Source organism: Janthinobacterium sp. AD80, from assembly GCF_002878455.1.
In the GTDB taxonomy this organism is placed as follows: Bacteria; Pseudomonadota; Gammaproteobacteria; order Burkholderiales; family Burkholderiaceae_D; genus Janthinobacterium.
Genome location: NZ_NRDQ01000181.1, coordinates 1 through 18877 on the forward strand (window position 1 = coordinate 1; position 18877 = coordinate 18877).

13 protein-coding genes are annotated in these 18877 nt (G+C 64.4%); 5 read left to right on the top strand and 8 right to left on the bottom strand.

Annotated features, from left to right (window positions below):
* Positions 1–86 precede the first annotated feature (86 nt).
* The 6 genes from JaAD80_RS25455 to JaAD80_RS25480 all read right to left on the bottom strand — a co-directional run bounded on the left by JaAD80_RS25455 (position 87) and on the right by JaAD80_RS25480 (position 9058).
* Positions 87–1274, bottom strand: coding sequence for an HlyD family secretion protein (locus JaAD80_RS25455; protein WP_102298717.1), 1188 nt, complete (start codon positions 1272–1274; stop codon positions 87–89).
* A complete protein-coding gene (locus tag JaAD80_RS25460; RefSeq protein WP_180979591.1) occupies positions 1261–2955 on the bottom strand; it encodes an MFS transporter in 1695 nt (564 codons plus the stop codon). Before JaAD80_RS25460 ends, JaAD80_RS25455 begins: the two co-directional genes overlap by 14 nt.
* Before the next feature lie 165 nt (positions 2956–3120).
* Complete coding sequence (locus JaAD80_RS25465; protein WP_180979592.1) at positions 3121–3735, bottom strand: helix-turn-helix transcriptional regulator; 615 nt, start codon at positions 3733–3735, stop codon at positions 3121–3123.
* A gap of 141 nt (positions 3736–3876) precedes the next feature.
* Entirely contained in the window at positions 3877–6288 is a 2412-nt protein-coding gene (locus JaAD80_RS25470) for a catalase (RefSeq protein ID WP_102298722.1), read from the bottom strand.
* A gap of 243 nt (positions 6289–6531) precedes the next feature.
* Positions 6532–6885 (bottom strand): YqjD family protein, encoded by a 354-nt coding sequence (locus JaAD80_RS25475; RefSeq protein WP_102298724.1) that lies wholly within the window; start codon positions 6883–6885, stop codon positions 6532–6534.
* A gap of 286 nt (positions 6886–7171) precedes the next feature.
* Positions 7172–9058: a serine hydrolase gene (locus tag JaAD80_RS25480; RefSeq protein ID WP_180979593.1), complete on the bottom strand. Its 1887-nt coding sequence runs from the start codon at positions 9056–9058 to the stop codon at positions 7172–7174.
* Positions 9059–9282: 224 nt separating this feature from the next.
* On the opposite strand from JaAD80_RS25480, the gene JaAD80_RS25485 reads away from it, so the two are divergent.
* Positions 9283–9966, top strand: coding sequence for a helix-turn-helix domain-containing protein (locus tag JaAD80_RS25485; protein WP_102298727.1), 684 nt, complete (start codon positions 9283–9285; stop codon positions 9964–9966).
* Here JaAD80_RS25485 and JaAD80_RS25490 read toward each other — a convergent pair.
* Positions 9963–11426, bottom strand: a complete 1464-nt coding sequence (locus tag JaAD80_RS25490; protein WP_102298729.1) for a M81 family metallopeptidase — start codon at positions 11424–11426, stop codon at positions 9963–9965. The genes JaAD80_RS25485 and JaAD80_RS25490 overlap by 4 nt on opposite strands.
* A 200-nt stretch (positions 11427–11626) precedes the next feature.
* Between JaAD80_RS25490 and JaAD80_RS25495 the strand changes: the two genes are divergently transcribed.
* The 4 genes from JaAD80_RS25495 (at position 11627) to JaAD80_RS25510 (ending at position 18072) form a co-directional block, all read left to right on the top strand.
* Entirely contained in the window at positions 11627–13888 is a 2262-nt protein-coding gene (locus JaAD80_RS25495) for a TonB-dependent receptor (RefSeq protein WP_180979594.1), read from the top strand.
* Positions 13889–13947: 59 nt separating this feature from the next.
* The gene (locus JaAD80_RS25500; RefSeq protein ID WP_102298732.1) at positions 13948–15264 is read left to right on the top strand and encodes an MFS transporter; all 1317 of its coding nucleotides are present in this window, start codon (positions 13948–13950) and stop codon (positions 15262–15264) included.
* 46 nt (positions 15265–15310) lie between these two features.
* Positions 15311–16459, top strand: coding sequence for an FAD-binding oxidoreductase (locus tag JaAD80_RS25505; RefSeq protein ID WP_102298734.1), 1149 nt, complete (start codon positions 15311–15313; stop codon positions 16457–16459).
* A 212-nt stretch (positions 16460–16671) separates the two neighbouring features.
* Positions 16672–18072 carry a PLP-dependent aminotransferase family protein gene (locus tag JaAD80_RS25510; protein ID WP_102298736.1) on the top strand — a complete coding sequence of 467 codons (1401 nt, stop codon included), beginning with the start codon at positions 16672–16674 and terminating at the stop codon, positions 18070–18072.
* A 138-nt stretch (positions 18073–18210) separates the two neighbouring features.
* Here the strand turns inward: JaAD80_RS25510 and JaAD80_RS25515 are convergent, their stop codons facing one another.
* Positions 18211–18624, bottom strand: a complete 414-nt coding sequence (locus JaAD80_RS25515; RefSeq protein ID WP_219726880.1) for a DoxX family protein — start codon at positions 18622–18624, stop codon at positions 18211–18213.
* Positions 18625–18877 lie beyond the last annotated feature (253 nt).

Consider the following 18877-nt stretch of genomic DNA (forward strand, 5'->3'; position numbering starts at 1 on the left):
CTGCAGTGCCGATGCGGGCTGCGGCGGCGCGTTGGCGGCACAGCCGGCCAGCGCCAGCGCGCCGGCAATCAGTAGATACCGACGCTTCATGGCCTGGCCTTCTTCGGCGCTGGCGGCGGCGCGGGATTGTCCTCCGAGTCGTTCAGCACGGCGGACGTATCGACGCTGACGACCACCGACATGCCAGGCACCAGGCGGCGCGCATTCGCCTGGCCCGGATCGATGCGGATGCGCACGGGAATGCGCTGGGCAATCTTGAGGTAATTGCCCGTCGCATTATCGGCCGGCAGCACGGAAAATTCGGAACCCGTGGCCGGCGAGATGCGCTCTACCTGTCCCGTCAGCACGGCGCCGTCAAGCGCGTCGACGTGGAAGGTGGCGCTCTGCCCTTCCTGCACGCCGTTCATCTGCGTTTCCTTGAAATTGGCGATCACCCACATCTGGCGCGGCACCAGCGCCATCAGCTGCGCGCCCGAATTCACGTATGCGCCCTGGCGCACCGCCACCTGGCCCAGCTGGCCATCGGACGGCGCCACGATGCGCGTGTTATCAAGGTCGATCTTCGCCGCCTTGACGGCCGCCTGCGCGTTCGCCACGGCCGCCTCCAGCGACAGCTTGTTGACCACCACGGAATGCGCGCTTTGCTGTGCGATGTCGAGGTTGGCCCTGGCCTGCGCCAGCGCCGCCGCCATCTGCGCCTGCGCCGCGCGCGACTGGTCGTGTTCGCGCTGCGACAGGGAACCGTCGGCCACCAGTTGCTCCACCCGGTTCAGGTCTGCGCTGGCCTTGCGCGCCTGCGCTTCCGCATTTGCCATCACCGCCTGGCTGACGGCGATACCCGCTTCCGCGCTGGCCTTTTGCTGCGCCCAGTTCGACAGCGCCGCCTGCTGCGCGGCCAGCTGCGCCTGCGCCTGTTCAAAGCGCTGCTGGTAAATGCGGTCGTCGATGCGCACCAGCAGCTGCCCTTCCTTGACGTCCATGAAGTCCTGCACCGTGACCTCCACGACATAGCCGGACAGCTGCGTGCCGATGATGGTTACCTGCCCCCGCACGGTGGCGTTCTCCGTCGTCACGATGGGGCTGGTGAACGGCGGCAGTCGCCATGCATACAGCACGATCAGCACGCCCACCAGGGCCACGGCGGCAAAGGCCAGCGCGGACAGCCACTGGTGGCGCCGGTCTGGCTGCGGCGGCGTGGATGCCGGCGCGGGCGCGGACGGAGCAGGTGCGGCAGGTGGAACGGCGGAAGGTGGCGTGGTGTTATTGTCTGTCATTGCTCGGTTCCGAATTGGTAATGGGGACGATGGACATGGCCGTCTGCGCGTCGCGCACCGGGCCGACCAGGCGCCGCGCGCCGACGGTGATGCGGGTCCAGAACTGGCTGACCAGCATCCACAGCAAGGTGGCGAGGGCGACGCCGGCGATCATCAGAAAAACATCGTTATAGGCGAGGACATTGGCTTCGCGCGTGGCGATGGCGCCCAGGCGCGCCACGCCTTCGGCGCTGCGCAAGGCGGGATCCGTCAGCACGCCGCTGTAGCCGGCCGCGCCCGACTGCACGCGGGCGGCCACCTGCGGGTCGAGCAGGGTGAGGTTTTCGACCAGGTAGCTGGAATGGTATTTTTCACGCGCCGTCTGGATAGTGCCGACAATGGCCGCCCCGAGCAAGCCGCCCAGGTTCTGCGTCATGGTAAACATCACGGAAAAACTCACCAGGTTGCGCGGTTCGGCGATCACGGCGCCCATGCCGGCCACCATGGTGGGACCGAGAAAATACGTGCCGCCAAAGGCCAGCAGGAACTGGCTGATGTACATATTGACGGGGCGCGTCTGGCTGGTGGCGTGCGCGTCGATCAGGGCACCAACGGCGATCAGCAGCAGCGCGAACATCAGCGAGCGGTTCAGGGTCGCCGGGTTGATTGTCAGCGCGCTGGCCACCAGGCCCGCCACGCTCCCCAGCAGCACCACGATGAACAGGTTCTGCATCTGGTCCGTGTTCAGGCCCAGCGCCTGCAGAAAGCCCACGGCACCCGTCGATTCGGATAGCACGATGCGAAACAGCAGCACCGATAAAAACAGCTTGGCGATCTTGCCCGTGGTCAGCCAGCGCGTGTTGAGCAAGGGCCGCGCGCGATTATGTTCGATGGCCAGGGCCGCCGTGATCAGCACGATGGCGCCGGCCAGGCTCACGCCCACCCATTCGGATTCCATCCACCACGCCGTGCGTCCCTGCGCCAGCACGGCGCACAGCAGGGCCATGCCGGGCGCGAACAGGATAAAGGTGAGGAAGTCGAGCGGTTCGAAGGTTTGCAGGCGGTCGCCGGGCGGCAGCTTCAGGGCCAGCACGCAGCCCAGCGCCAGCAGGGCCAGCCCCAGTTCGAACAGGTACAAGCCGTGCCACTCGCCGATCTGCAGCAGTTCGGAGGTGAAAATGCGCGCCAGCGGCAGCGCCAGCTGGGCAAAGCCCAGGCCCAGCACCACGCCCTTCAGGCGGTGTTTGGCGGGAAAGGCCTGCAAGGTGTAGTACAGCCCCAGCACCCCCAGCGCGCCGCCCACCATGCCATGCGCGGCGCGCACGGCGATGGCCGACGACAGGCTGTTCGCGTACAGGTGGGCGAAGGTGACGAGCGCGTACAGCACCAGGAAAGCTTCCGTAAACAGGCGCAGGCCGAACTGCTGGCGAAATTTCACCAGCAGCAGATTCATCGAGACGATGGTCATCACGTAGGCGGCCGGCAGCCACTGCATCTGATAGGCATAGGCGGCCAGCGAACCTTGCAGGTTCAGCAGGTTCGCCGTCACCAGGCCGTTGCCCAGGCCTCCCGTCAGCGCGACGATCAGGCCGACGATGAAGTACGCGACGCGCCTGGGCGTCGAGTGTTCGGGCATCGATGGCGACCCGGGCAAGGTCGGGCGTTCGCCCGGCCCCCAGGTCCGTGGTGTGTACTTGTCCATGCGGCAATCGCGATCTGGTTTGCTGAAGCCGTTCCTTGCTGCCACTGTGCCGTGGTGAAGCAAACAGTGGCAAATGAACAGTTCTAGTCAGCAGCATATCACCGCAGGACGTTTTCATTGTTTACATTGCTGGACGCTGGGGTGCCGCCGCTCACGTCCCCGCGCTCACGTCCCCGTTTTCGCGCTGCCGCCGCGCCGGCGCGAAAAATACCAGTCGGCCGCGTAGCGGATCGCACAGGCCAGCAGCGTCATCTGCAGGCTGGCCACGGCCAGGGCGCGCGGCGTTGCGCTGAAACTGGCAAACAGCAGAGCCAGGGCGGCAAAGACAAAGCCGAATTGCAGCGTGCGGCGCGCTGGCGTGGCCAGCGCCGCCTGCCCGGAAAAATACCAGCCCAGGCCCGCATACAGCGTGGCGGCGACAGCCAGCATGCATGCCGCGGGCATGGCAGCCGGCGCCAGCCAGCCGGAGGCCGACAACAGCGCGGCGCCCGCCGCCAGCAGGGCCAGCACGGCCGCAACGCGATAGCGCATGGCGGGTGCGCCGGCAACTGCCGCCACCGGCAACGGGCTGTCTTGCGCCACCGGCTCGCGCAGCGACAGCGCGCGCACGTCGATGCCAAAGACGGCAGCGAGCGCCATGCGCGTTTCATTCGACGCGCTGCCATCGGCTTCGACCCGCTGTATCGTGCGCAGGCTGACGTCGGCGCTGGCCGCCATTTGCTCCTGCGACCAGGCGCGTTCCGTGCGCAGGCGCCGAACGGTGCTTGCATCAATTTTCATGTCGTCATCCATGGTAAGGCTCCAGTAGAAAAGAAAGAAGCCAAGGATGCCGAGTTTACAACAGAAATACGACGACACGATGCCGCCAGCGGGGCGACAGCAAGCCGCCACCCCCGCAATGCGGCGCGCTGGCGCCCTGCGTCACACCCTGGGCGGGTCCGTCTCGCGCGCAAATGCCCGGTGCGCGGCCAGCGCCTTTTTGAGCGCTGCAACGGCTTTCACCGCTTCGCTGGAGGCCACGATGAAGATGGCGGGGTCAGGCTGGCCATCGGGCAGCGACGCCGGTATGCCGGCCTTGTCCAGCAAATCCTTGGCCGCGCCGATGGCCAGCATGGGTTTGCAGTGGCGGTACTGCAGGCGCAGGAAATCGAGCGCGTTGGCATCGCCGGCCAGCTGCTGCACGGCACCCTGCCCGTCCGGCACCACGACAGCATCGAACAGCACGCCAGGCCCCGCCTCCAGCGAGATCTCCACGGCCAGCGGCGCGCCGCCGCTCGTGTCGACCTTGCCCAGGTGGCTGCCCACCAGGCGTGGCACGGCACCGTCGGCCAGCAGCGAGGCGTAGATGCTGCGCACCTGCGCGCCATCGCTGCCCGGCCCCACCAGAATGGCCACGCGCAAGGTATGGATGCCTGTTTTGCCGGGCCGGAAAAACAGCGACAGGGCCGGCGATGGCGGATAGACGGGCACCGCTTGCGGCAAGACGGGCGGCATGGCCGCCGGCAAGGCCAGGCCCAGTCCATCGGCCAGCCGCTGCGCCAGGGTTTCATCGACATTGCGCAGCATGGCCACGATGCGCTTGCGGATGGCCACCGTCTGCACCTTGCTCAGCTCGAAGCGGAACGCATGCACGATATGGTCCTGTTCGACGGGCGTCTGGCTGATCCAGAACAGCCGCCCCTGGGCGTAATGCTCGGCGAATTTCTCGGGCTTGCCGCGCACCTTGTCGCCCTCGGCGGAGGCGGGAAAGCTGTTGAAGCCCCTGGCGCCCGCCTGGTAGGGAAAGCCGCCCGCCAGCGAATTGGGTTCATATGCCACCCTGCCCCGGTTGATGGCCTGGCGGTGGATGCCGTCGCGCTGGTTGTTGTGCAGGGGCGCCAGCGGCGAATTGATGGGAATTTCGTGGAAATTGGCGCCGCCCAGGCGCGTGATCTGCGTGTCCACATACGAGTGGATGCGGCCCTGCAGCAGCGGGTCGTTACTGAAATCGATGCCGGGCACGATGTGCGCCGTGCAGAAAGCCACCTGCTCCGTCTCGGCAAAGAAATTGTCCGGGTTGCGGTTCAGGACCATCTTGCCGACAGGGATCAGCGGCACCAGTTCCTCGGGGATCAGCTTGGTGGGGTCGAGCACATCGAAGGGAAATGCCTCGGCCTGTTCTTCCGTGAAAATCTGGAAAGCCAGCTCGTATTCCGGATAGTCGCCGCACTCGATGGCTTCCCACAGGTCGCGCCGGTGAAAATCCGAATCGGCGCCGCTGATCTTGACGGCTTCGTCCCACACCAGCGAATGCGTGCCGGCCAGGGGCGACCAGTGGAATTTGCAGAAGACCGACTGCCCCTTGGCATTCACGAGACGGAAAGTATGCACGCCGAAGCCCTGCATCATCCGGTAACTGCGCGGGATGGCGCGGTCGGACATGACCCACATCAGCATGTGCGTGATTTCCGGCGACAGCGAGGCAAAATCCCAGAAGGTGTCGTGCGCGCTGGCCGCCTGCGGCATGCCGTTGTGCGGCTCGGGCTTGACGGCGTGGACCAGGTCGGGAAATTTCATCGCATCCTGGATGAAGAAGACGGGGATGTTGTTGCCCACCAGGTCCCAGTTGCCTTCGTCCGTATAAAACTTCACGGCAAAGCCGCGCACGTCGCGCGCCGTGTCGGTCGAACCGCGCTCGCCGGCCACCGTGGAAAAGCGCACGAAGACAGGCGTGCGCTTGCCCGCCTTGGAAAACAGCGCGGCGCGCGTATGCCTGCTTTGCTCCTTGTAGCATTCGAAGTAGCCATGGGCGGCCGAGCCGCGCGCATGCACGACGCGCTCGGGAATGCGCTCGTGGTCGAAATGCGTGAGCTTTTCACGCAGGATGAAATCTTCCATCAGGGTGGGGCCGCGCAAGCCCGCCTTCAGCGAATTCTGGTTGTCGCCCACGGGCACGCCCTGATTCGTCGTCAGCACGCGGCCGCTGTCGTCGGCGCGGGCGCGGTCCAGCGAGGCATTCGCGGCGTTTTCGCCCAGGGCCGGCGCACCGTCGCCGACTTTCGGCGATGGCGTCGTCTCGCCCGTGGTGCTGGCCGTGGCCAGCGGGTCGCCGGCGGCCACGTGGATGCCTTCCTGCGGCGTGCGCGCGGCGTCGCCATACTGGCCGGCTTCCTTGGGATTGTCGGGCATGGCGGCAGATAGCGCCTGGCCGCTGGCCGCCTTGACGAGCAGGGCCGCCGCATTGGGGTTGCTGCTGCCCAGGCTCTGCGGCGGATCTGTCTCGGATGGGCCGGACATGCTGCTCAATACGGAACCCGCACCGTCCGTGGACGGCGTTTTCTTGCTGGTAGCCATTACGTCTCCTGTGAGTAATTTGCCCCGGGAGAACGCTACAACTCCCTCATTCAGCGCACGAACAGGGCAATCAAAATAATGATGGGAATAGGTATGCCGATCAACCACAACAAAATGGAGCGCATCATCACTCTCCTTTACTGCCTGCTACTACCTTGCGCGCGCGGGCGCAGTCCCGGTCCGCCACGATGGCAAACCGGGCCAGCCCCCCCACGCGCTATCCTTGACAGGATCGCGTCGGACTTATTTGCGCGAACCCAGCAATTTAGACAGGCCATAACCGGCCGCTGCCGCAATCAGCAGGGATACGGCCGGGCGCTCGCGCACGTAGCCGCGGCCCGTTTCACCGGCGCGCTGGCAGGCGGCACCCAGCTGCTTGCCGCGCGCCATCAGGCGCTCGGAAGCCTTGTTTACGCTATCGCTGACCTGGTCGATGCGGTCGCCCACCTGGTCCACGCCGTCATGGGCGCGCGTGGCCACCTTGTCGGCCAGAGGCTGGGCCTGGTTTGCCACCTTGTCGATGGCGCTATGCAAATCCTTACGGGTATCCTGGGCCGTACCGTTCAGGTCGGAGCTGGCTTTTTCTATCGCGTTCATGTTGGTTTCCTTGTAGTGGTGAAGTAACAAATCCAACCATGCTCGATGCCGTGACCGAATCATGATTCTCCCCGCTTCCGGGAAAATAGAAGCGGCTAAACGCTGCCGGGCTGAGCCATATCAAACAGTGGATCAGCAGCAAGCTGTTGGCACTACCTTAATCGCCCACGCCAGGCGCCACCGTGCGCTGCCACACGTTGAAGCACAGACTTAAATGCCTGTCAGAAATAACAATCCCCGCCGGCCTGGTGGGGCGGGCGGGGATTGTCCTTGCGATACAACGATGTCAATAGTTCAAATGCAGGTTCAGCAGGTGCAAGCTGAAGGCAAACCAAAGTGTTGCGAACCCCGCCACGACGAGCACAAGGCTGTTCAGTTTGCGCCACCAGCCGCCGTTCTCCCGCCAGGCATGGCCGACATTCGCCAGCATCGGGACGATGCCGAGCAGGGCGAATACGCCGATCACTTGCACGATGCGGATTGTGCCGTCCAGGCCATCGTTCATATTCGCGATGCTGTCATCCATTTGCTGCAATATCCAGAACCAGCCCGCATAGAACAGCACGTGCAGCAGCGCCGCGATACGGCTCCAGCGGAAATAGCGCCGTGCCGGCGGCATCAGCGCCGATGGCTCGCCGTAAGAACGGTTGATCAGGGCGCCGATCGGCCACAGGGCGACGCTGGCCAGCAGCACCGCGAACGAGAAGTAGAACAGGGGCAGGTTCCAGGCCGCCGATTGCCAGGCGGGCACCGGCAGGAACGCCATGATCGGTGCGGACTCATCGGTTGCCAGCCAGCGAACCTTGCCGTTCTGCATCACAGCACTGAGCCGGCTGCCACCGTTGACGTCACGCCAGATGAACGGCGCCACCTCGCGCCAGCGCCGCGGTTGGCCAGCCAGATCCTTGAACGCCGGCGTCACCAACAGGCCTTCCGCGTCCACGCTGACGGTCATTTGCGAGGGCAGGTTCAGGATCGACAGGAAATTGGACACCGGCACCCGGCTGCTCAGATAGCGGCCCGCCAGAAAGGCGCCGTGCGTGCGCGCGGTTGCCAGTGCCGGCCGCTTATCCGGCGCCGCCGGAAAATAACGGTCAAGCATGCCATTGATGACCAGGCGCCCTATCCCACCGCCATTGGCGCCGCCCGACACAGACAGGAAGATCCCCACATTTTGCTTGAGCATCAGCGCCATATCGCTATGAAACAGCTCGGTGGTGCCGCCATGGCCGATCATGGTCTGGCCGTTGCGGTCATTGCGATAAAAGCCCAATGCCATCGGCAGCAAGCCAGGCACCGAATAGTGTTCCGTACGATGCATCTGCTGCGCCGTTTCCGCGCGCAGGATGCGCTGCTCGCCGTAGCGGCCATCCTGCAGGTGCGCGATCATGTAGCGTGCCATGTCGGTGCCGCTCACCGACATGCTGCCGGCCGGCGGTGGCACGACGAATTCAAACGGCCGTGCCGGCTGGCTGGCCCTGACATAGCCGAGCGCCATATCGGCCTGCAGATTGGCTGGCAGGGGCTGGCGGAACGTCGCATGCCGCATGCCCAGCGGCTGGTAAATATGCTGCTCGATATAATCGTCGAACGGCTGGCCCGATACCCGCTGCACGATGTAGCCGGCCAATGCCGCGCCGTAGTTCGAATAGGCCGACACCGTGCCCGGCGCAAAAACGCGCTCGGGCACCCAGGTTTTCAGCCAGGCGCCGTTGTCCACCATCTTCGCATCCCGGGTAAACAGGTTTTTCGCGATTTCCTCGAATCCTGGCGTATGCGTCATCAGTTGGCGCATCGTGATGGGCTGGCCCTCGCGCGGCGGAATGGTGAAATCCAGGTAGGCGTTCACATCCAGGTCGAGGTTGATCTTGCCCTGCTCCACCAGTTGCATCACCGCCGTCCACATGAAGGTCTTCGAGACCGAACCGGGGCGGAACAGGGTGGTAGCCGGGTCCACCGGCTTTTTTGCCGCCACGTCGGCATAGCCATAGCCCTTGGCCAGCAGCACCTCGCCATCCTTGACCACGACGACGACCGCGCTGGCGAGATCGTTCTTCTTCAGCAGATAGGGCAGCAAGCCGTCGAGCCAGGCGCCCGCATCCTGCGAGGTAAGCGGCGGCGCGGCAGGCGCAGGCGGCTCCTGGGCGGTGCCCGGCGGTGCAAACAGGACCATGGCCGCGGCCAGGACGCTACAGACAATGTGCTTCATCAAACTGACCCCTGCAAAATAGAATAAATGTGCCCCGGCACAGCACCAGGCCCCTATCCGCATGATGCATGGATTTTTTCACTAATGTCAATAATTTTCTAATTTTGAAAAATTATACATTGAAGCAAACTATCAAAACCCCCTATGGAATGGTATGGTTGTTGTTCATGACATCAACCTTGCCTTCCATGAACCAGAAACACGATACCGCCGCCGCCAACCCTGGCCTCACTCTGCGCAAGCTGCGCAAGGATCGCGGCTGGACGCTGAGCGAGGCGGGGCGGCGGGCCGGCTTGCCTGTCTCGACCTTGTCCAAGATTGAAAATGGCAAGATGTCGCTCAATTACGACAAGCTGACGCGGCTATGCCAGGCGTTGGACATGGACATCGCCGAATTTTTTGCCGGCGACGCCAGCGCCGCCCCCGCCGCCGTCAGCGGCCGGCGCAGCATCACGCGCGCCGGCGAAGGGCATGCGCTGGAGACCAGCAGTTACTTTCACCTGTACCCGGCCACGGATTTGCTGAATAAACGCTTCGTGCCCATCATTGCTGAACTGCATGCACGCACGCTGCAGGAGTTCGGCAAGCTGGTACGCCACTCCGGCGAGGAATACACCTACGTGCTGGAAGGCACCGTCGATCTGCATACCGACATGTATGCGCCGACCCGCCTGGAAAAAGGCGATTCGATCTATTTCGACAGCGGCATGGCACACGCCTATCTGGCCGTCGGCGACGGCCCCTGCCGCGTGCTGTCGATTTGCTCGGCCAGCGAAGCACAGCTGATGGAACAGGTGAGCGGCGGCGCGCCGGCGCAAGCCTCGTCGGTCGCCAAACCGGCCAGGGCGAAACGCAAAACGAAAAACGCCTAATCGCGCGCCAGCGGATCGTGCACGCGCGGGAAAAAGTGCAGGTCGCGCCGCCGCTGATAATCGATTTCGGCAAAATTCATCTGGATGGCGCCCGTGGTGGCAACGGCAATCATGCGCGCGGCAAGCGGGGCGAAGCCGGCACGAAAATGGTTGCTCGATTTGACCGCCACCAGGCGTTTTCCATCGAGGTCGATACCCAGGCCCGTAAAAGCGTCGGGTGAAAACACCTGGGTACGAATCGAATTGACCACCACATCGACACCTGCGCAATCGAACCATACGGAGGTGCCCATCTGGCAGCGCGACATGCCCAGGCCAACCTGGTCATGCCGCTCGCGGATGGCGCGCACCGTCACCGGCAGATCGAGCGCAGCGCCGGAAGCGACGCCGCACTTGCCTCCCAGGCGCAGCTGAAAACTGGCGCCGACCCCGGCTTCGACACAGGCCTGCACCGCCATCGGATCCCATACCGCGCCGAACGCTGCCTGCGTGACGCCGCGCGCCAGCATCGCGCGCAGCAGGCTGACGTTGTCGCCCGGCGCGCCACCGCCGGGATTGTCGGCCGTATCGGCCAGCACGCTCAGTCCCGGCATCTTGCTGGCCTCGTCCAGCGCCGTGTCGATCGTGGGCATGCGCGGCAACAAGGCCTCTCGCTGCCGGTAAATATGCATGCCGAGTTCCTCCGCCGTGCGTGCCGCCAGTTCCTGCGAACCATGCGCGATGACGAGCATCTTCGAACCGGTATCGGCCGTATCTCCCCACGGAAAACCATGCACAAAGCTCACGGACAGGATGCCCGGACGCTGCTCCGCCTCGCGCATGGCATGCAGCATGCCTGCCATCGGTTCCGCACCGGTCGGATAAAAGCCGATCATGCGCAGGTCGAACAGGGCCGAACGGGGCCGCACCTGGCCGGCTGCCTGCGCGGTGCACAGGGCATACAGTTCCCGCGCCCGCGGCACATAGTCCGTATGCGGGTACTCCTTCATCAGGATTACGGCATCGGCCACGTCGAGCAGCGCTTGCGACAGGTGGCAGTGCGGATCGAGTTCCACGCCGATTACCGTGTGCGGCCCGCCAGCCTCGCGCAGGCGCGTCACCAGGTCGGCTTCGCAATCATCGCATTCTGTCGCCACCATCGCGCCGTGCAGCAATAGCAGGATCACGTCGAACGGCCCCTGCTCGCTGGCCGCGCCGACCACCTCGTCGCGCAAGCTTTCCCAGTCCCTTTGCAAGGTCGGGCCGGAAGGCTGGGCCGTGGCAAACAGTCCCTCGACGAAGGTATGGCCATCGGCCTGCGCCAGGTCGCGGAAGATACGCACCACCTGGCTTTCCATGCCCTCTGCATCGCGGCTGGCATTGCCATGAAACAGACCGCCCTCTTGAAAGCCGCGCATGCCCGTTGGCCACGGTGCGAAGGTATTGGTTTCGGTGATGATGCCGGCGCTGAAGATACGCATATTGCCTCCTGTTTTCCGGTGGGTGCGGTGGCTTGCCGCGTGCGCCGGCGGCACACAAAACAACAGATCGCACAATTTCGTTTGATATTTCGCATTACAGAGAATACATTACAAACAGGATAAATTTTTCGAAATCAGAAAAATTTATACCAATAATGAAAATTCCTTGCCATCCACTCATGCACCCCCAGGGAGATACCATGCACCAGGCACACGACAAGCGGCGACTCACACCCCTGGCTTACGCCACGCTGCTGGCATTCAGCATCATGCCGGACGCGGCCTTTGCACAGGACCGCACCGCTGGCACGAGCGGCACGGAAGAGGCAGGGCAGTTGCATTCGGTCGTCATCAGCGCGCAAAAACGCAAGGAAAGCGCCAGCAAGGTGCCGGCCTCCGTGAGCGTGATCGGCGCGCAGCAGCTGGAAAACCAGCATGTGACGCAGTTAAGCGACCTGAACGGCTATCTGCCGGGCGTGCAGATTGAAAACGGCGGCACGCCGGGGAAAACGGCCGTCAAGATCCGCGGCATCGGCAATCTTGGCCCCGGTCCCGTGGTGGGGACATATCTTGACGATACGCCGGTCGGTTCCAGCAACAATATCCAGAAAGGCGCGGGCCTGGTACTCGACATGCTGCCCTACGATATTGCGCGGGTGGAAGTGCTGCGCGGCCCGCAAGGCACCCTGTACGGCGCCAGTTCGATGGGCGGCTTGCTGAAATACGTCACCATCGATCCCGACCTGAAACACCTGGAAGGGCGCATCGGCGGCGGCATGTCGTCCGTCAAAGGCGGCCAGGGCTCTGGCCGGGACATGCATGCCGGCGTGAATATCCCGCTGATCAAAGACACGCTGGCCTTGCGCGCCTCGCTTGCCAGCAACCAGACGCCGGGCTGGGTCGGCAATGCCGTCACGGGCGCGCGAGGCATCAACCGCAGCAAGCAGCAGGGCGGCCGCCTGGCCCTGCTATGGCAGGCCAGCGAGGATGTCAGTCTGAAGCTGTCGGCGATCCGGCAGAAAATCGATGCCAACGACAATTCGCTGATCACCCTGGACAAGAACAACAGGCAGGCGATTTACGGTAGCTACAGCAACAATAAACTGTTCGGTGAACCGTTTGAGCGCGATATCAACTATTATTCGGCGACCTTGAACTGGGATCTGCACTGGGCCGATTTTACTTCCGCCACCAGCCACTCCAGGGAAAACACCAGTGCCCCCACGGATATCAGCCATGAATTCGGCGTCGCCCTCCCCGACCTGGGGAAAATGCTCGGTGTGGATGCCCCCATCGGCAAGTCGCGCTTTCCGCTCGATATCGGCAGCAAAAAAATCACCCAGGAATTTCGGCTGATGTCCAAGCCAGGCGGCAAGCTGGAATGGCTGGCCGGCGCGTTCTATACCAAGGAAGATGGCACGCAAGCGCAGACGGCTACGGCGCAAACAATGGCAGGCGCATCGATTCCCGTGCTCGATCCCCTGCTGATCGTCGCCATGCCCTCATCCTACAAGGAGGCCGCCGTATTCGGTAATCTGGGCTATAAGTTCAGCGACCGCTTCGATATCAGCGCAGGGTTGCGCCATGCGAAAAACCGCCAGCGCTATCAGCAAATCGTCGATCCCCGCAGCGCCCTGGCACTGCTCGGTGCGGTGCCGAATACGGCGCCGCCTTCCAGCTCATCAGAAAGCGTCACGACCTATATGCTCAGCCCGCGCTATCTGCTCAGCGCCGACAGCATGCTGTACGTGCGGGTCGCCACCGGCTACCGCCCCGGTGGTCCGAATATTGCACTGCCTGGCGTGCCATCGACTGTCAACTCGGATAGCCTGATCAATTACGAAGCGGGCATCAAGTCATCGTTCCTGAATCGCCGCGCATCCATCGAGCTGGCGGCCTACCAGATCGACTGGAAAGACATCCAGATTTCCACGTCGACAGACAATGGACTGAGCTATGCCGCCAATGCGGGCAAGGCGCAAAGCCGTGGCGTGGAACTGAGCAGCCAGTACAAGGCCACGCAGGATTGGCGCCTGGGCCTCGTGATCGGCTATACGGCCGCCTACCTGAGCGAAGATGCGCCCAAGCTGAAAGCCGGGAAAGGTGACCGGCTGCCTGGCACGCCGCGCTGGAACGCGGCGCTGACGAGCGACTACAACTTCAGCCTGCCCGATGGCTGGGCCGGCCATGTGGGCGGCGGCTACAGCTGGATAGGCGAACGCCAAAGCGCCGTCAATCCTGCCAGGTCGCTCACCCTGGCCAGCTTCGGCACCTTGAACCTGAATGCGGATGTATCGAAGGACGCGTGGACCGTGCGCCTGTATGCCAAGAACCTGGCGAACAACCAGAAACTGAGCAGTATCAGCCCCATCACGAATGCCCTCAGCGGCGCGGTGAGCCAGTATTCGGCCAACCGCCCGCAGCCGCGTACCATCGGCATGGCAGTCGACATGCAGTTCTGAGCCATTGATCATCATCCCGGAGAGCCGTCCATGCACAACCTTCACCGCGCAGTCGCCACATGACGCATCCCGCCGCCATCACAGCCCGGCCGTGGCCACGCGCCAGCCACGCCTGGTGGGCCTTGGCCGTGTTCGCACTGGCGGCCGTGCTGTCCTACACGGATCGGCAAATTCTGACGCTGCTGATCGATCCCGTGCGCGCCGACCTGGCGATCAGCGATACGCAGGTCAGCCTGTTGCAGGGCCTCGCTTTCGTGCTGATCTATTCCATTGCCGGCTTGCCGCTGGGGCGCGCGGCCGATATATTCCCGCGCCGCATCGTCATCATCGCCGGCGTCACCGTCTGGAGCCTGGCCACCGTCGCCTGCGCCTATGTGCACAGCTTCCAGGCGCTGTTCATCGCACGCATCTTTGTCGGCATCGGCGAAGCCTGCCTGGCACCAGCGGCCATGTCGATGATCGGCGATTATTTCCCGCCGCAGCGGCGCGGCACCGCCATCAGCGTCTTCATGCTGGGCATGGTGGTCGGCAGCGGCGCCGCCATCATGATCGGCGGCGGCGCGTTGCATGCGGTCCAGCATGGCCTCGTGGCGGGCGTGCCGTACTTGCGCGAACTGCCCGCCTGGCGCGCGGTGCTGGTGCTGATGGCCCTGCCGGGAGCGCTGATGGTGTTGTTGCTGCTGACGGTGCGCGAGCCTGCGCGCCGCCTGCACGCAGGCCAGGAAAGCGCGGCGCCGCTGCCGCTGAAGGAAGTGCTGGCCGACTTCGTCAAACTGCGCCACATCTTGCTGCCCCTGTACTTCGGCATGGCATTGCTGGGCGTATGCGATGCCGCCATGGGGAACTGGATACCGGCCCTGCTGTCGCGCCGCTTCGGCTGGGATGCGGGGCAGATCGGCGAACTGTTTGGCGCGGCCAGCATCGTCGGCGCGGCCGTCGGCGTCTTTGGCGGCGGCTTGCTGGCCGATCGCCTGGTGGCACGCAAAGGCAATGCGGCGCGCTTTACAGTGGCGTTCGCCGCTGTCCTGCTGGGCCTGCCCGGCGCTTTCTGCGGCCTGGCCGGCAGCGCCGGCGTGGTCTTGCTCGGCAATGCCTGGTGGGCAATGATGTCAGCCGCAGCCGCGATCATCGCCATCACCGCGCTGCAAGACATCGTCCCCAATCACATGCGCGGCGTGGCCATTGCACTGGCGTCCTTCGGCAATATCATGCTCGGCGTCGGTCTCGGCACCAGCCTGACGCCATGGATCAACGACCACGTCTTCAACGATCCCCTGAAGGTTGGCGACGCCATGACGCTGGCCGCCGTGCCTGTGGCCCTGTTGGCGATCGGGCTGTACTGGCGCCTGTGGCGGGTAACGCGCGCCGTGCACTAACGGCCTTGGCTGGACAGGTAACGACCGTTGACAACGAGGAAAAACAATGCAGGAAACTCATTATGATGTGGCGGTGATAGGCGGCGGCATGGCCGGCGCCGCACTGGCGGCCAATCTTGCCGGCGAACTCAAGGTACTGGTACTGGAACGCGAAAGCCAGCCAGGCTACCACGCCACGGGCCGCTCGGCCGCGCTGTTTTCGGCAATTTACGGCAGTGCCGCAATCCGCGCCCTGTCACGCGCCAGCCGCGCCTTCCTGTTCGATCCGCCAGCGGGATTTTGCGAAACGCCCCTGCTCACGCCGCGCGGCGTGCTGTACATCGCGCATGCGGGCCAGGTCGCCGCGCTGCAGGCGTTCGCCGCCCTGCCCGACGTGGCCGCCGGTACGCGCATGGTATCCGTTGAACAGGCCATGCAATTGTCACCGTGCCTGCGTCCCGGCTATCTGGCGGCGGCGCTATACGAGCAAGATGCCTGCGACATGGACGTGCATGCCCTGCACCAGGGCTATCTGCGCGCCCTGCGGACCCAAGGCGGACGCGTGCTGTGCGATGCGTCCGTCAGCGCACTGCGCCGTGCAGATGCTGCCTGGCACATTACCACGGGCGCCGGCACGTTCAGCGCCAGCACCATCGTGAATGCCGCCGGCGCCTGGGTCGACGAAGTCGCGCAACTGGCCGGCGCCGCGCCCATCGGCATCATGCCGCTGAAACGCAGCGCCTGCATTGCTGAACTGCCGCAGGGCATCACGGCCAACCTGCATCCCGAGCACTGGCCGCTGACCATCGACATCGGCGAAGGCTTTTATTTCAAGCCGGACGCCGGCTGCCTGCTGATCTCGCCCGCCGATGAAACGCCAAGCGCCCCCTGCGATGCCTGGGCGGAGGATATCGACATTGCCATCGCCATCGAGCGCATCGCCGAGGCCAGCACGCTGGAGATCCGGCGCGTCAAGAATAGCTGGGCCGGTTTGCGCAGCTTCGTTGCCGACCGCAATCCGGTCGTCGGTTTTGATGCGCAACTGCCCGGTTTTTTCTGGCTGGCCGCCCTGGGCGGCTACGGCATACAGACGGCGCCTGCCGTAGGCCGGCTGGCCGCTGCCCTCCTTCACGGCAAGCCGGTACCGGATGACATGCTGGCATTCGGACTCGATGTGGCACAACTGGCGCCGCAGCGCCGCATGCCGCGCAATTGAACAGGGCTGGCGGCGATTTGTGCCGCTCAGCGCCAGCAGCGCCATGCAGCAGGGCAAATGCCCGGCAGCGTCCAGGCGTCGTGGGGAAGAATACGATCAGTTATGCATGGACCTTACGTAAAGATAAAAGTCTGCTCACGCATGAAATGTATGGATCTTTTCACAGTGCTTCCCCATAATTACGGGAAGCAATACCCATACATTAAGAAAAAATGTCCAAGTCAAAATCCATACAAAAAGAAAGCCAGGCCAGTGCCTGGATCACGCCGTTCGTGCAGCACGGCGGTCCGCGCTACCTGCAGATCGCCGACATGCTCGAGCGCGCGCTGTCCGATGGCAGCCTGCGCCCGGGCGACCGCCTGCCGCCGCAGCGCAGTCTGGCCGCGCTGTTCCAGATTGATCTGACGACGGTGACGCGCGCCTATGACGAAGCCAAGCGCCGCAACCTGCTGGAAGGACAAGGCGCGCGCGGCACCTACGTGGCCGCGCCAAAAGTGGAATTGACGCAGATGCTGGACCTGAGCATGAATATCCCGCCGCCGCCCGTGGGCGTGGATTTCGACGACCTGTTGAAACAGGGTGTGGCGCAGGTACTGATGCGCACGGACAGCGATTTATTGATGAGTTATCACCTGGGCGGCGGCGGCAAGGCCGACCGCGCGGCGGGCGCCGTCTGGCTCGCCCCCATGTTCGGCGACATCGATGCGGAACACGTGGTGGCCTGCCCGGGCGCGCAGGCGGCACTGGCGGCGCTGATCCTGACCCTGAGCCGGCCCGGCGACGCCATCCTCACGCAAGGCGCCGTGTACCCGGGCCTGCGCTCGGCGGCAGGGCAGCTGAACCGCAAGCTCATCGTCGTGGAAACGGATGCGGACGGCATGCTGCCCGAGGCGCTGGAAAAAGCCAGCCGCAAGCACCATGCGCGCCTCGTCTACCTGAATCCCACCCTGCAAAATCCGACGGCGCACACCATGCCGGCCGCGCGCCGCCTGGCCATCACGCAAGTGGCCATACGCTGCGGCATGCACATCATCGAGGACGATCCGTACTGGCTGCTGGCGTCCGACGCGCCGCCGCCGCTGGCGCATTACGCCCCTGGCCACGTGTCGTATATCGCCACCCTGTCGAAATGCCTGGCGCCCGGCTTGCGCATGGCCTATGCACTGGTGCCCGACGCGCAGCTGCGCGAGCGCCTGCTGCAGGCGCTGCGATCGTTCTCCCTGATGGCCACGCCGCTGACGACGGCGCTGGCGACGCAATGGATACACGACGGTTCGGCGCACGCGCTGCTGGCCGGCATACGCAGCGAGGCGGACGCGCGCCAGGACGTCATCCGCACCATCCTGACGGGCAGCACGCACCCGCGCAGCGACGGCATCCATGTCTGGTTCTCGCTGCCCAGCTACTGGACCTCGCGCGAACTGGCCGCCACAGCGCGCGCCCAGGGCGTCGCCGTCACGGCATCGGACGCCTTCTACGACAGCCGCCCGCCGAACGCCATCCGCATTTCGCTGGGCAGCATCCGCGACCGCGCGCGCCTGGCCGGCGCCCTGAAGAAATTATCGCTGCTGCTGGCGCACAAGCCGGATGCGCACCGGGAGTTCGTGGTCTGATGGCGGTGGTGATGGTGGCGGAGTCGGATTACGCGACGCCTCGGCGGCCCCGCTAATCCGACCTGCGTGATTGAATAGGGGGTAGTTCGGATTAGCGGCGCAACGCCGCGTAATCCGACACACGCTCGACATCAGCTCTTACGCCCGCAAACGCGCATCGACCGAATACTTGCCCGCCCCGCTGATGGCAACCGTGCCAAAGACGATGATCAGCAGCCAGCCGAACTGGCCGTCGGCGATGCTCCAGTCGGGGTGCACCAGCAGCATCGATACGCCCAGCAGGAACAGCAGGGGCAGGCAGGCCAGGCGCGTCAGCAAGCCGGCGGCGACCAGCAGCGGGCAGAGGATTTCCGCGAACAGGGCGCAGTACAGGGTGAGGGCACGGCCCAGGTGCAGCGGGTCGTCGATGTGTGCCAGTTCCTCGGAAAAGTGCAGCAGCTTGGGCAGGCCATGCACGTGCAGCACCAGCAGCGCGCCGGCGACGCGCGCAAACAGCATACCCGCGTCGGGTAAAAAGGGGCCGGCCAGCGCCGCCATCCAGTTGTTCTTCATGATCGCTCCAGTGGGAAAGCCAGTCGGCGCGGCGCGCCGCTGCCAGCCATCATAGGCAGGCGGGCGGCACGGCGCGACTGGTCTTTTGGCAGAGGCGCCGGCGCGCGCAAAGGCCTAGACTGGCCGATGCCATCACCGGTCCGGGCCATCACCGGCCTCCCTCCCCCATCCCCGAAGGAACCGCATCATGTCGAAGAAAATCGAAGCCGAAGAAGTCACCTCCCGCCGCAAGCTGCTCGTCAGCGTCGCCGGT